Source organism: Enterobacter sp. RHBSTW-00175, from assembly GCF_013927005.1.
Lineage (GTDB): Bacteria > Pseudomonadota > Gammaproteobacteria > Enterobacterales > Enterobacteriaceae > Enterobacter.
Window position 1 is genome coordinate 1,915,199 of sequence record NZ_CP055930.1, and the last position, 14,227, is coordinate 1,929,425.

A 14,227-nucleotide genomic window follows, 5' to 3' on the forward strand; every position below is an offset into this window, starting at 1 on the left:
GATACCTCCACTCAGAACTTGTAACCGCGATGCAGCGCGACGACACCCGCCGTCATGTTGAAGTATTCAACGTTTTCAAAAGCGGCATCCTGCATCATTGCTTTTAAGGTGTCCTGATCCGGGTGCATTCGGATAGATTCAGCCAGATAGCGATAGCTTTCGGCATCGTTCGCCACCAACTCACCAATACGCGGCAGCACGTGGAACGAATAGGCATCGTAGGCTTTACTCAGCGGCTCGATAATCGGTTTGGAGAATTCGAGCACCAGCAGGCGTCCACCCGGCTTCAGCACGCGGTACATGGAACGCAGCGCCTTGTCTTTCTCGGTGACGTTACGCAGGCCAAACGAGATGGTGATGCAGTCAAAAGTGTTGTCCGGGAACGGCAGCGCTTCAGCGTTCGCCTGTACATATTCAACATTACCCACAACGCCGATGTTACGCAGCTTCTCACGTCCCATTTTCAGCATGGAGTCGTTAATATCTGCCAGCACCACGCGACCGGTTTCGCCAACCAGACGTGAAAACTTCGCCGTCAAGTCGCCTGTACCTCCCGCTAAATCCAGCACCGTTTGCCCACGACGCACACCGCTACAGTCGATGGTGAAGCGTTTCCACAAGCGATGAATGCCGAATGACATCAAGTCATTCATCACATCGTACTTCGCCGCCACGGAATGAAATACGTGGGCCACCATGTCAGCCTTCTGCGCTTTAGCAACAGTCTGAAAGCCAAAGTGCGTCGTGTCTTGTGAATCGTCAACCATCTCAGAGCCTGCTTATCAGTCAAATGTCCGTGAAGTGTAACAGATTGGGCGCGTTTGCCCTATGGTTCAACCACCGTGAAAGAAACGATTCGGCGGTTCAGAAGGTGACAAATCCGCGGCTAAATCGTTGTCTTCGCTGTCTGTATTTTGCACACCTGCCCCTTCCCGTAGGCGATATTCATCGTCCTGAGCGGTAGCCTGTTCAACCATTTCAGGATTAATCTCGCGCTTAACCTCCACCCCCAGGCTACGGAATGCCTCTGCTTGCGCCAGCAAGTTGCCGCGCCCGGAAGAGAGCTTTTTCATCGCCTGGCGGTAGTTATCCTGCGCGCGATCGAGGCTCTGCCCAACAGAGGACATATCGTCCACAAACAGGCGCATTTTGTCGTACAGCTTGCTGGCGCGATCGGCAATTTGCTGTGCGTTACGGCTTTGGTGCTCGTAGCGCCAGAGATTTGCAATCGTCCGCAGCGCCACCAGAAGTGTCGTGGGACTTACCAGCATAATGTTATTTTTCAATGCTTCGGTTATCAGTTCGGGCTGTCTGTCGAGCGCCAGCAGGAATGCGGGCTCAACCGGAATGAACATCAACACGTAATCCAGTGAGCGTAACCCCGGTAGCTGCTGATAGTCCTTACGGCCCAGCAGACGGATGTGGTTACGGACAGACGCGATATGCTCCTGTAACGCAGACTCGCGAATGTAATCGTCCTCGGCATTGAAGTAGCGTTCGTACGCCACCAGCGTCATTTTGGCGTCGATAACGACATCTTTGCCCTGCGGCAGGCGCACAATGACATCAGGCTGCATCCGCGAGCGGGCATCGTTTTCGATGCTGACCTGCGTTTCATACTCGTACCCTTCACGCAGGCCAGAAGCCTCCAGCACGCGGGTCAGTACTACTTCACCCCAGTTGCCCTGTGCTTTGTTGTCGCCTTTAAGCGCACGCGTCAGGTTAACCGCCTCTTGCGTCATCTGCGCGTTCAACTGCTGGAGATTACGAATTTCATGCGCCAAAGTGTGGCGTTCGCGCGCCTCCTGGCCAAAGCTGTCCTGCACCTGGCGGCGAAAACCGTCCAGCTGCTCACGCAGCGGCGTGAGCAGGTTGTTCAGGCTCTGGCGGTTTTGTTCGTCAACACGGCGGTTACTGTGCTCAAAAATGCGGTTCGCCAGGTTTTCGAACTGTTCGCTAAGGCGCTGCTCGCTGTTGATCATCTGGCGGATTTTGTCTTCCGCATGGAGCTGGGTCGATTCAAGACGGGTGGTGACTTCGCGGAGATCGGCTTCCAGCGAGGTGTTGATATCACGCAGATTGCGCAGTTCGTTATTGAGCAGCTCGCACTCGTCGCGCCAGTGCCCGCTCTGGGTAAGCTGTTGTTTCGCGGCACTGAGCTCGGCGACCATCTCTTCGCGTTCTGCCAGTTGATCGGCTTTATGCTGCGCGTGCTGATAGCTGGATATGAGCCAGCCTATTCCCACGCCCACCAGCGCAATCACTGCATAAATCAGGATTGAGATATCCACAATGCCCCCTGCATCAACGTTTTACCCGCATAAAATAGAATTGTGCTGTTTGGCATCCTCCCCGACCTAAAGGTCCGAGACCCCTACAGCGTTCAGACCGAAACCTGACTCACCTCGGTGGGTTCCTGCTTCAACGGAAGTCCTGACTTCACCATCCCTCCACAGGCAAGCACGGCATGCCCTGCCGCTAAAATATTACGCGCGCCGTTGATATCGGCGTTCGCCCTGTATCCACATATCTGACAAACAAATTTACTCTGGGACAGGCGATTTTCCTTCGAAGTATGACCACATCTGGAACATCGCTGGCTGGTATATGTCGGAGGAACGGTAATCACCAGACCACCTCGCCAGCGCTGCTTATACTCAAGCTGGCGGCGCATTTCATACCACCCCTGATCCAGTATCGCGCGATTTAAGCCTGATTTGGCTCTGACGTTTCGCCCGTGCAGCTCAGCCGTGCCTTTCGCCGACTTCGACATGCTTCTGACCTTCAGGTCCTCAATGACAATCATCGCGTGGTTTTTGCTGATTTCACTGGTGATTTTATGCAGATAGTCGCGCCGGACATTAGCAATGTGTGAGTGTAAACTCTGAAGTTTTTGTTTCTGCCTTTGCCAGTTAGCACTGAATTTAACTTTGCGACTTAACTGGCGGTGGAGCTTTACCAACTTACGCTGACTTGTTTTGTAGCTATTGACGGGTTGGTATACCGTACCATCTGAAAGCGTTGCGAGTTTAACGACTCCAGCATCCAGGCCGACAATTGACGCAGCATTATGAACGGGTTCGGCAACGTCGCACTCTGTCTGGATACTAACAAACCATTTGCCACATGACTGATTAACGGTAACGTTTTTCACTTCACCAGTGATTTTACGGCTGTTGCGGTAGCGTATCCATCCCAGCTTTGGCAACGATATACGGCTGTTGGTTTGATCAAGCTTCACACCCTGAGGGTAGCGGAACGCATCATTCTTCCCGCGTTTTTTAAAACGGGGGAATGCTGCACGTTTCTGAAAAAAATTCCTGTAGCCACGTTCCAGATCTTTCAGCGACTGCTGTAACGTCTGCGATGGAGATGCTTTAAGCCACTCTGTTCCAGGATCGGATTTCCAGGCTGTGAGCCAAAAAGCCATTTTTGTATAGGGAATGTACTTATTCCCTGTCTCATGGTTCTCATTCTGAAGCGCCAACGCGCGGTTAAAGACGAAGCGACAAGCCCCAGCGAAGCGCCACATATCTCGCTCCTGCTGACCATCGGGTCTCAACTGAAATTTGAAGGCTTGAAGTCGTTTCATTGACACTATTCTACTTTGGTCTATGGCAAATGAAACCGCTATTCGCCGTGACTATTGAGAGATTGCTCAGCACGATTACTACGAAGGCGTTCTGTGGGTTCTGGGTTATTTTACAAGTACTTGTAGCAACGCTACCGACACCGATTTGACAATACATCGAGCGGCAATAAACACCAGGTTAACCCTAAAATCGCACCCTATGTTACTGTTCTGAAGGACGAGTTTTATAACAAACCTGTATAAACGTCCAGTTTGAAAGGGTTTTCCTGCGAGGCGCTACGCAAAAAGAAAAGGCCGAACAAGTCGGCCTTTTATCGAAGAAGAGAGGACTAGATCAGGCGGCGAGCCGCTTCAACCACAATTTTCACCGCATGGCTTTCGGTCTGCTTCATGGTTTCGGCGTTCGGGATCTCCTGCTGAGTACGGTTAACGATAACACCCGCCACCATACCGGCACGCAGACCCTGGCTTGCGCACATGGTCAGCAGCGTTGCAGATTCCATTTCGTAGTTCATCACGCCCATAGACTGCCACTCTTCCATTGAGCCTTTAAAACGGCTCACTACGCGGCCAGAGAAGGTGTCGTAACGCTCCTGGCCCGGGTAGAAGGTATCGGAAGAGGCGGTAACGCCGATGTGCGTTGTTGCGCCCACAGATTTCGCGGCTTCAACCAGTGCGGTGGTGCATTCAAAATCCGCCACTGCCGGGAATTCCATTGGCGCAAAGTGCAGACTTGCACCGTCCAGACGCACAGACGCGGTCGTGACCAGCACGTCACCCACATTGATATGCGGCTGGATAGCGCCGGTGGTGCCGATACGCAGGAAAGTACGGATACCCAGCTGCGCCAGCTCTTCAACAGCAATAGAAGTAGACGGGCCGCCGATACCGGTAGAACACACGATCACCGCTTTACCATCCAGCTCCGCGCGCCAGGTGGTGAATTCACGATGGGATGCCAGCTTAACCGGCTTATCCATCAGCGCGGCGATCTTTTCCACACGCTCTGGATCGCCAGGGACGATAGCGAGCGTAGCCCCTTGTAAATCGTTTTTAGTGAGGCCGAGATGAAAAACATCAGACTTAGACATAGGTGACTCCTCTGTGGGTCGGTTTGTCAGAAGAAGTAAAACGGTACTTTACAGAAGCAGTGTGCGTAATTTCGTGACGAACCTCACCATGAATGAAAATGATTGCAGTTAATTTCCATAAATAAGTGATCAACATCACATTAACAATGTTATACCGTGGTGTGTTGCACAAAAGATAGACCGTTTAAGGCACTGTGGGTTGTTAACCTTGTGACTATATTTACCTTTGCGCTAACTCAACATTGGTACGGAGAATGCCATGACTGAAAAAACCGGTTTTGCACCTGCTGCTGCCCCTCATGCTTCAACCATTGTCACTACTCCCGAAGAAGCCATTAGTGCAGGAGAGACATCCATTCCCTCACAGGGGGATAACATGCCGGCTTACCATGCGCGCCCGAAATCGGCCGATGGCGCTCTGCCGGTCGTGATTGTGATACAAGAAATTTTCGGCGTACATGAGCATATTCGCGATGTTTGCCGTCGACTGGCGCTGGAAGGTTATCTGGCCATCGCACCAGAGCTCTATTTCCGCCAGGGCGATCCAAATGACTACAGCGATATCCCGACGCTATTCACTAATCTGGTCAGCAAAGTCCCGGACGCGCAAGTGCTGGCGGACCTGGACCATGTCGCCAGTTGGGCGGCGCGTAACGGCGGCGACCCACATCGGTTGATGGTGACCGGTTTCTGCTGGGGCGGTCGCATCAGCTGGCTGTACGCCGCGCATAATCCGCAGCTCAAGGCTGCCGTGGCGTGGTACGGCAAGCTGGTCGGCGAAAAAACGCTGAATTCACCTAAGCAACCGCTGGATATCGCCGTGGATCTTAACGCCCCGGTGCTGGGTTTGTACGGCGGCCAGGATACCGGCATTCCACTCGATACTGTGGAAACCATGCGTCACGCGCTGCGGGCGGCAAATGCGAAGGCAGATATCGTGGTTTATCCCGATGCAGGACATGCTTTTAACGCGGATTATCGGCCGAGCTATCACGAAGAATCCGCCAAAGATGGCTGGCAACGAATGCTGGCCTGGTTCCGGCAATATGGCGCTAAAAAGGGTTAAGCGGCTCACAAATTGATGCATGAAGCACCTGTGTTGTTTGACTTTTAAGCACAATCTGGCCGATATACAAAGCACAGGCGTGTAACTACGAGCCGTAGGCAAGACCTGAAGCCCCTCTCCTCTTTCGAGTGGAGAGGGGCTTCAGGTCTTTTTTTTTGCTCTGGAGACAGGGGCCAGAACATGAACCACTTGCAAACTGCGCTGGACATCATCGCCCTGGTTGGCGGTGCTGAGAATATCGAACATATCGAACATTGCTCCACCCGCTTGCGGTTGAGCCTGTATGACAACAGCAAGGTCAACGAAACGGCGCTGACAAACATCGACGGCGTGTTGGGCGTTCGCGTCAACGTGCAGTGCCAGGTGATCATCGGTCACGAAGTGGTACAGGTGTTTGATGCGGTGCGTTCTCTGGTGGGCTCGCCGCAGGCCGGTGGGCAGCACACACCTGCCAGAGTCAGCCGCGGGGCGCAGATTGTCGATTTTGTCATTAGCGTTTTTCAGCCGCTGGTGCCGGCGATTGCTGGCGGCGGGGTGCTGAAATCCCTGCTGCTGTTGCTGGATGTGATGGGCTGGCTGAGCCGCAACAGTTCAACATACAAGGTTCTGGATAACATCGGCTCTGCACCGCTCTATTTCCTGCCGATCCTCGTGGCGATCACCACCGCCATGAAGCTCAAAGTGAACGTGCTGGTTGCGGTGTCTGCCGTGTCGGTCATGGTGTTGCCTGCCATGACCAAACAGCTTGCCGAGGGAACGGCATTTATGTCGTTCGACCTGCGCAACGTGGCGTATGCCTCACAGGTGTTTCCGGCGATCCTGTGCGTGCTTTTTTACGCCCAGACCGAAAAGCTGTTTAACCGCTACTCACCCGGCGCACTGCGCATTTTCCTCTCGCCGATGCTTTCTCTGCTGGTCACCGTTCCTGTCACCCTGCTGATCCTGGGGCCACTTGGCTATGAACTGGGGGCCGGGCTGGCAACGGTCATTTTGTGGCTGTACGGAAAACTGGGCTTTGTGGCAACCGGGCTGCTTGCTGCCGTCCTGCCCTTTATGGTCGCTGCCGGGATGCACAAGCCGATGCTGCCGTACACGGTTGCCTCCATGAGCCAGTTCGGGCGTGAGATGCTCTACCTGCCTGCGTCACTGGCGCACAACATTGCCGAGTCCGGCGCGTGCCTGGCGATTGCGCTCAAAAGCAAAGATAAGGTGCTGAAATCCACCGCGTTCTCAGCCGGGATCTCCGCGCTGTTCGGCATTACCGAACCGGCGCTGTATGGCGTGACGCTGCTGAATAAAAAAGCGCTCTACAGCGTGATCCTCGGTGGCGTGGTGGGCGGTGCGTTTATCGGCTGGATGGGCATTCAGGCTTTTGCGCTTGTGGGCCCCGGCCTTGCCAGCATCTCGATGTTTGTCTCGCCAGATAACGCGATGAACATCGTCTGGGCCTTTGCCGGCGCAGGGTTGTCATTTGCCGTGGCATTTATCAGTGCATTAGTGCTCTGGCGCGACAAGGTGCCGGAAAAAACCGATACCCTGACGTTCACCCGCCCGGTAGAAGGGCAAATCATCCCGCTGGAAAACGTTAATGACGATGTTTTCTCGCGCAAAATTATGGGTGACGGGATAGCGATTGTGCCTTCTCAGGGCGTGTTGCGCGCCCCGGCAGACGGTACTGTTGCGAATGTATTTGAAAGTGGTCATGCCCTAAGTCTGCTCACCGATGCCGGTGTCGAGCTGATATTCCATATCGGGATCGACACCATCAGGCTGCAAGGCGAGGGCTTCTCGGCAAAAGTGGCCGAAGGTCAGCACGTTAAGTGCGGCGACACGCTGATTGAATTCTCACTGGACACCATTACCGCCGCCGGGCTCGATCCGGTGGTCATGATGGTGGTCACTAACGGCGAACGCTTTTCGCTGACATCAGGTAATACCGACGATAAGAATCCAAATCCTCATATCATCATGACGCTTAAGGAGTCCGTGTAATGGAGAAATCCCTCCCGTTTCCGCAAGGTTTTTTATGGGGCGGCGCGATTGCCGCAAATCAGGCCGAAGGGGCATGGAATGTGGACGGTAAAGGGCCGTCCGTGGCTGATGCCATAACCTGGAAGCCTAACCTGTCCGTGAAGGATTACAGTGGCCATATGGCGCTGACCGACGAAAACATCCGCGACGCGTTTGAAGGTAAAAATGACGCGCTGTACCCGAAACGCCGCGGCATTGATTTTTATCATCACTATAAAGATGACATCGCGCTGTTTGCCGGGATGGGCTACACCGTGTTGCGCGTGTCGATTGCCTGGTCGCGTATTTTCCCGACCGGGGAAGATGCTGCACCAAACGAGGCAGGCCTGAAATTTTACGAGGAGATGTTCCGCGAGCTTCGCCGCCATAACATTGAGCCGCTGGTCACGCTTTCTCACTACGAAATGCCGCTGGCGCTGAGCGAAAAATACAACGGCTGGGTACACCGCAATGTGGTGGATGCCTTCGTGCGTTTCAGTAATGTCTGTTTCGACCGCTACAAAGATCTCGTGCGCTACTGGCTGACGTTTAATGAGATAGACAGTATCCATCGCCACCCGTTTACCACGGCAGGTATCCGCGAAGAGAAAAGTCTGCCGGGCAAAGCGAAACAGGATATCTACCAGGGGCTGCATCACCAGTTTGTTGCCTCTGCGCTGGTCACGCGCGACTGCCACGCTAAAATTCCGGGCAGCCAGGTCGGGTGTATGCTCACCAAACTCACCACCTACCCGCACAGCTGCCGCCCGGAAGATGTGGAAGCGACGCTGAAGAAAAATCTCGAGAACTACTTCTACGCGGATGTACAGGTGTTTGGTGAATATCCGCCGCTGATCCTGCGCGATCTGGCGCGTCGGGACATTCAAATTGAGATGCAGGCCGACGATCAGCGTATTTTGAAAGAAAATACCGTCGATTTCGTCTCTTTTAGCTACTACATGTCGATGACCGAATCGACACAGCCGGACATCGAGCGTATCCCCGGTAACACGGTTCTTGGGGTGAAAAACCCGTACCTGCCTGCCTCTGAATGGGGCTGGCAGATTGACCCGGTCGGGCTGAAGATCTCCCTGCTTGAACTGTACGACCGCTACCAGAAACCGCTGTTTATCGTTGAGAACGGCCTCGGGGCGAAAGATGTGGTCGAAAACGGCGAGATCCACGACAGCTATCGCATCGACTATTTCCGCGCCCACTTCGAGCAAACTTTGGCCGCTATTAATGAAGGGGTGGATGTGATGGGATTCACCACCTGGGGATGTATCGACATTATCAGCGCGGGCACGTCGCAGATGTCCAAGCGCTATGGATTTATCTATGTCGACCAGGACGATGAAGGCAACGGCACGTTAAAACGCCTCAAGAAAGACTCTTTCTGGTGGTACAAAAAAGTGATTGCCAGCAATGGCGCTGACATGAGCTAACCGGCCCGGCCGCAGGAATAACCGTGATAACGATAAAAAAATCGCTTAATAACAGTATGCTGCTGGTCGACAACGACCAGCGGGAGATGATCCTGTTCGGCAAGGGGATCGGCTTTGGCGCAAAACCCGGCACCAGCATCGATCTCGCGCAGGTAGAGAAAGTTTTCCTGCCGCTGAGCGACCTCAAATCCCGCCATTTTTTATCGTTAACGGACACCATTCCTGCGGCATTCTTCGATATCAGTCACGACATTCTTACCCTTGCACGCAGTCAGTGCGGGGACAGGCTCAATTCGGTGCTGCTCTTCACACTCGCAGAACATCTGCACTTTGCCGTGGAACGCTGCCGCAGCGGGCACCTCATCCACAATAAGCTCAGCTGGGAAGTGAAGCGCTACTACCCGCAGGAGTATGGCGTAGGGTTGCTGGCACGTGCGCAGGTGAACGATAAGTTTGACGTTGAGTTACCGGAAGACGAAGCAGTCAATATCGCTTTTCATCTGATCAACGCCAGCGGTCAGGATGACGACAGCAGCGCCCACCAGCAGGTTGAGCTGGTGAACCGTATCGCCGAAATCGTGCGCTATAAACTCGGTCAGGCGATTGATACGCAATCGGTGAACTATATGCGCTTTATTACTCATCTGCGTTACTTTGCCGAGCGGGTTCTGGCGGGGAAGATTGCGTTGAGTGAAACCGAGGATTTTTATCAGGAACTGATGCGCCATCGCCCGGATGCGATGACCGTAGCGTGGGTGATCCGCGACTATGTGCAGGATAAATATCAGCTCACCTTACCGAAAGATGAGCTGACATGGTTAAGCATTCATATTAGCCGCCTGATGGATGGGCAGGCGTAAAACGAGCGCCGGGGTTAACCCTGACGCAGATTCTGCGCGGCCTTCACCATATTCGCCAGCGCGGCGCGGGTTTCTGGCCAGCCGCGGGTTTTGAGGCCGCAGTCCGGGTTTACCCACAGACGCTCCGCCGGAATACGCTGTGCCGCTTTCTGCAACAGCGCCTCAATCCATTCCACGCTCGGTACGTTAGGGGAGTGAATATCGTAAACGCCCGGTCCGATTTCGTTCGGGTATTCGAACTCTTCGAAGGACTCCAGCAGCTCCATGTCTGAACGTGACGTCTCAATGGTGATCACATCGGCGTCCAGCGCAGCGATGGAATCCATGATGTCGTTAAATTCGCAGTAACACATATGTGTGTGGATCTGGGTGTCGTCCTTTGCGACGGCAGCGTTAATGCGAAACGCCTCAACGCCCCACGCCAGATAAGCATCCCAGTCGCTGCGACGTAGCGGTAAACCTTCACGCAGAGCCGGTTCGTCAATCTGGATAATACCAATCCCCACCGCTTCCAGGTCCGCCACTTCATCACGCAGCGCCAGCGCAATCTGCCTGGCGATAGTTTCGCGGGTCACGTCTTCACGCGGGAAAGACCAGCAGAGAATCGTCACCGGGCCGGTCAACATGCCTTTGACAGGTTTGTCGGTCAGGGACTGGGCGTACTTCGCCCACTCAACGGTGATTGCTTCCGAGCGGCTGACATCGCCGATCACCACCGGCGGCTTCACGCAGCGGGAGCCGTAGCTCTGCACCCAGCCGTTCTGGGTAAAGACGAAACCGTCCAGGTGTTCACCAAAATATTCCACCATGTCGTTGCGCTCGGCTTCACCGTGGACCAGCACGTCCAGTCCTAAACGCTCTTGCTCCACAATCGCCTGTTTGATGTGTTCGGCAATGCCGGTGCGGTAGTTGTTCGCATCCAGGTTGCCCTTTTTGAAGTCCAGACGCAGGCCGCGAATTTCAGTGGTCTGCGGGAATGAACCGATGGTGGTTGTCGGCCAGGCTGGCAGGTTAAAACGGGCGCGCTGGGCTTCGGCACGCACTTCATAAGCGCTCTGGCGCTGGCTGTCCTGGGCGGTGATGGCGGCCAGACGTTTTTCCACAGCCGCGTTATGTACGCGAGTCGAGTGGCGACGCGCCTGAATTGGAGCACTCCATTCGGTAATGGCGGCCGTGTCACCGCTGTTCAGCGCATCACGCAGCAGCGCCAGCTCTTCACATTTTTGCAGGGCGAACGCAAACCAGCTCTTCACTTCGGCATCCAGACGCGTTTCAACACTCAGGTCAATTGGGCTGTGCAGCAGCGAACAGGAAGAGGCCACCCACAGATCACGTTTACCGACAATCGCACTAATCTGGGCATACTTTTCTGTCAAATCAGCACGCCAGACGTTACGGCCATTCACCAGACCAGCAGAAAGCAGCCAGTCAGCAGGCAGACGTTTGTGCAGCTCCGCCACATCATCTTTACCGTGGACCAGGTCAACGTGCAGGCCCTGTACCGGCAGCGCGGTAATGGTATTGAGATTCGGGGTGACCCCTTCAAAATAGGTGGTCAGCAGCAGCTTCACCTGGCCTGTGAGCGCGTCATACGCGGGTTTAAAGGCGTTCAGCCACTCCGGCGGCAGCTCCAGTACCAGCGCAGGTTCGTCGATTTGCACCCACTCGATACCGCGTTTTGCCAGCTCCGCCAGCACCTGCTGGTATACCGGCAGGATATCGTTCAGCAGGCTCAGGCGGTCAAACTGCTCGCCCTTCACTTTACCCAACCACAGGTAGGTGACCGGGCCAAGCAGCACAGGCTTCACCTTGTGGCCCAGCGCCAGCGCTTCGTCCACTTCATCCAGCAGCTGCGTCCAGGTCAGTTTGAACTGCTGGCCTTTGACAAATTCCGGCACCATGTAGTGGTAGTTCGTGTTGAACCACTTGGTCATTTCTGCTGCTGCAGCGGGCTCACCGCTCGGCGCACGGCCACGGCCGATACGGAACAGGGTGTCGAGATCGACCGATCCATCGTTGTTCTGATGACGAGCCGGCACGTTGCCAAGCAGCAGGCTGGTAGTCAGAACATGGTCGTACCAGGCGAAATCGCCCACCGGCAGCAGGTCAATGCCCGCCTGTTTTTGCTGATCCCAGTGACGGGCGCGCAGCTCGCGGCCCACGGCCAGCAGCTCTTCACGGGTGGAGTTTCCTGCCCAGTAGCTTTCTTGCGCTTTTTTCAGTTCGCGACGCAGACCAACGCGAGGGAAACCGAGTGTGTGATTGCGGATTGTCATGGTGTACCCCTTGTGAAATTCGTTATTTAGACGTCCAGATGTTTACACTTCTATAATTGGCAGGTACTGTATATTCCTCAAGCGCAAAATGTTCATGCCGAAGTGAAGGACTTTCATGATCGAGATAAAACACCTGAAAACGCTACAAGCGTTGCGGAACTGCGGTTCTCTCGCAGCGGCTGCGGCCACGCTGCACCAGACCCAGTCTGCCCTTTCACACCAGTTCAGCGATCTGGAACAACGCCTCGGTTTCCGTCTTTTTGTGCGTAAGAGTCAGCCGCTGCGCTTTACCCCGCAGGGTGAGATTTTGCTGCAACTGGCAAATCAGGTGCTGCCGCAAATTGCCAGCGCGTTGCAGTCCTGCAACGAACCGCAGCAGACAAAATTGCGCATCGCCATTGAGTGTCATAGCTGTATACAGTGGCTGACCCCCGCGCTTGAGAACTTCCGCCAGAAGTGGCCGCAGGTGGAGATGGACTTTAAATCCGGCGTGACATTTGACCCACAGCCCTCGCTCCAGCAGGGCGAGCTGGATCTGGTCATGACCTCAGACATCCTTCCGCGCAGCGGCCTGCACTACTCGCCAATGTTTGATTATGAAGTGCGCCTGGTGCTGGCACCGGATCATCCGCTGGCCGCTAAAACACGCATCACGCCGGAAGATCTGGCCACGGAAACGCTGCTGATTTACCCGGTACAACGCAGTCGCCTGGATATCTGGCGTCACTTCCTGCAACCTGCAGGCATTAACCCGCAGCTGAAAAGCGTGGATAACACCTTGCTGTTAATTCAGATGGTTGCCGCCAGAATGGGTCTTGCGGCACTGCCGCACTGGGTAGTGGAGAGTTTTGAACGCCAGGGCCTGGTGGTGACCAAAACCCTGGGTGAAGGACTGTGGAGCCGGCTGTACGCTGCCGTGCGCGATGGCGAGCAACGTCAACCGATTACAGAAGCGTTTATTCGTTCAGCGCGGAACCACGCGTGCGACCATCTTCCGTTTGTGCGGAGCGCGGAGCGACCCAACGGCGATGTACCCACAGCGAAGCCAGGATCACCGTTCCCCCAATAATAAAGCTCGGCCAGTGCGGTTGCTCCTGCCAGATAGCCAGGTTGACCAGCAAACCCGCAGGCACATGCACGTTGTTCATGATCCCCAGCGTACCGGCGTCTACCTGCGTAGCGCCGTAATTCCACATGAAGTATCCCAGCCCTGAGGCCACCACGCCCAGCCAGACCAGAACGCCCCACTGCACGGAAGTGGTCGGTAGCTTTTGCGGGTTGCCGAGCATAAACCACGCCGCCACGGCAACAATAGCCGCCCCCATATAAAACCAGGCAAAGGCGTTATGCTGCGGCATCGGACGGGTTTCCATCAGGCGTTTGTAACCCACCATGCCAATGGCGAAACTGATGTTGGCCAGCTGCACAAACATCAGACCGGTCCAGAAGTGGTCGCTCACTTTGTCGTAGCGAATGATCGCCGCACCGACAACCGCCAGCAGCGCGCTCAGCGCATAGCCCCAACGCAGGCGACGCTTACTCAGCAGATCGTAAATCAGCGTGATATAGAGCGGTGTGAACACGGTAAACAGCAGGAATTCGGATACCGACAGGTAAACGTAAGCGCGGAAGCTGAACAGATACATGATACCGAGCTGCATTGCCCCCACCAGCATGTACAGCAGAATGGTTTTCAGCGATTGGCCACGCGTACGCAGAAACGGCAGGAATACCAGCGCCGCCAGCCCCACGCGCATCAGCACTGAGAAGTAACTGTCCACCGAACCCGCAAGGTATTCGCCAATCAGGCTAAAGGAGAAGGCCCACAGAATAGTGGTGATAATGAGTAGCGCCACAATGCTTGTCTCTCTGAAAGAAGGACAGGCA

General features: G+C 54.8%; 11 protein-coding genes. 5 read left to right on the forward strand and 6 right to left on the reverse strand.

Going from position 1 to position 14,227, the window contains the following annotated elements:
- Positions 1–11 precede the first annotated feature (11 nt).
- The 4 genes from ubiE to udp all read right to left on the reverse strand — a co-directional run bounded on the left by ubiE (position 12) and on the right by udp (position 4,683).
- On the reverse strand, positions 12–767 hold the full coding sequence (gene ubiE, locus HV107_RS09055) for a bifunctional demethylmenaquinone methyltransferase/2-methoxy-6-polyprenyl-1,4-benzoquinol methylase UbiE (RefSeq protein ID WP_182062922.1): 756 nt from the start codon (positions 765–767) through the stop codon (positions 12–14).
- Positions 768–833: 66 nt separating this feature from the next.
- Positions 834–2,291, reverse strand: coding sequence for a DNA recombination protein RmuC (gene rmuC / locus HV107_RS09060; protein WP_182062923.1), 1,458 nt, complete (start codon positions 2,289–2,291; stop codon positions 834–836).
- Between the two features lie 92 nt (positions 2,292–2,383).
- Positions 2,384–3,592 carry an RNA-guided endonuclease TnpB family protein gene (locus tag HV107_RS09065; RefSeq protein WP_182062924.1) on the reverse strand — a complete coding sequence of 403 codons (1,209 nt, stop codon included), beginning with the start codon at positions 3,590–3,592 and terminating at the stop codon, positions 2,384–2,386.
- Between the two features lie 329 nt (positions 3,593–3,921).
- The gene (gene udp / locus HV107_RS09070) at positions 3,922–4,683 is read right to left on the reverse strand and encodes a uridine phosphorylase (protein WP_014072255.1); all 762 of its coding nucleotides are present in this window, start codon (positions 4,681–4,683) and stop codon (positions 3,922–3,924) included.
- Positions 4,684–4,942: 259 nt separating this feature from the next.
- Between udp and HV107_RS09075 the strand changes: the two genes are divergently transcribed.
- The 4 genes from HV107_RS09075 (at position 4,943) to HV107_RS09090 (ending at position 10,064) form a co-directional block, all read left to right on the forward strand.
- Positions 4,943–5,749 carry a dienelactone hydrolase family protein gene (locus HV107_RS09075; RefSeq protein WP_182062925.1) on the forward strand — a complete coding sequence of 269 codons (807 nt, stop codon included), beginning with the start codon at positions 4,943–4,945 and terminating at the stop codon, positions 5,747–5,749.
- Between the two features lie 180 nt (positions 5,750–5,929).
- Positions 5,930–7,741, forward strand: coding sequence for a beta-glucoside-specific PTS transporter subunit IIABC (locus tag HV107_RS09080; protein ID WP_182062926.1), 1,812 nt, complete (start codon positions 5,930–5,932; stop codon positions 7,739–7,741).
- Complete coding sequence (locus HV107_RS09085; RefSeq protein ID WP_182062927.1) at positions 7,741–9,204, forward strand: glycoside hydrolase family 1 protein; 1,464 nt, start codon at positions 7,741–7,743, stop codon at positions 9,202–9,204. Before HV107_RS09080 ends, HV107_RS09085 begins: the two co-directional genes overlap by 1 nt.
- A gap of 23 nt (positions 9,205–9,227) precedes the next feature.
- Entirely contained in the window at positions 9,228–10,064 is an 837-nt protein-coding gene (locus tag HV107_RS09090) for a PRD domain-containing protein (RefSeq protein ID WP_182062928.1), read from the forward strand.
- A gap of 14 nt (positions 10,065–10,078) precedes the next feature.
- On the opposite strand, the gene metE is transcribed toward HV107_RS09090, so the two are convergent.
- Entirely contained in the window at positions 10,079–12,340 is a 2,262-nt protein-coding gene (metE, locus tag HV107_RS09095; RefSeq protein ID WP_182062929.1) for a 5-methyltetrahydropteroyltriglutamate--homocysteine S-methyltransferase, read from the reverse strand.
- Positions 12,341–12,455: 115 nt separating this feature from the next.
- Between metE and metR the strand changes: the two genes are divergently transcribed.
- A complete protein-coding gene (gene metR / locus HV107_RS09100; RefSeq protein ID WP_182062930.1) occupies positions 12,456–13,409 on the forward strand; it encodes an HTH-type transcriptional regulator MetR in 954 nt (317 codons plus the stop codon).
- Here metR and HV107_RS09105 read toward each other — a convergent pair.
- Positions 13,297–14,196: a carboxylate/amino acid/amine transporter gene (locus tag HV107_RS09105; RefSeq protein WP_182062931.1), complete on the reverse strand. Its 900-nt coding sequence runs from the start codon at positions 14,194–14,196 to the stop codon at positions 13,297–13,299. The two genes, metR and HV107_RS09105, sit on opposite strands and share 113 nt — an antisense overlap.
- Positions 14,197–14,227: the final 31 nt, after the last annotated feature.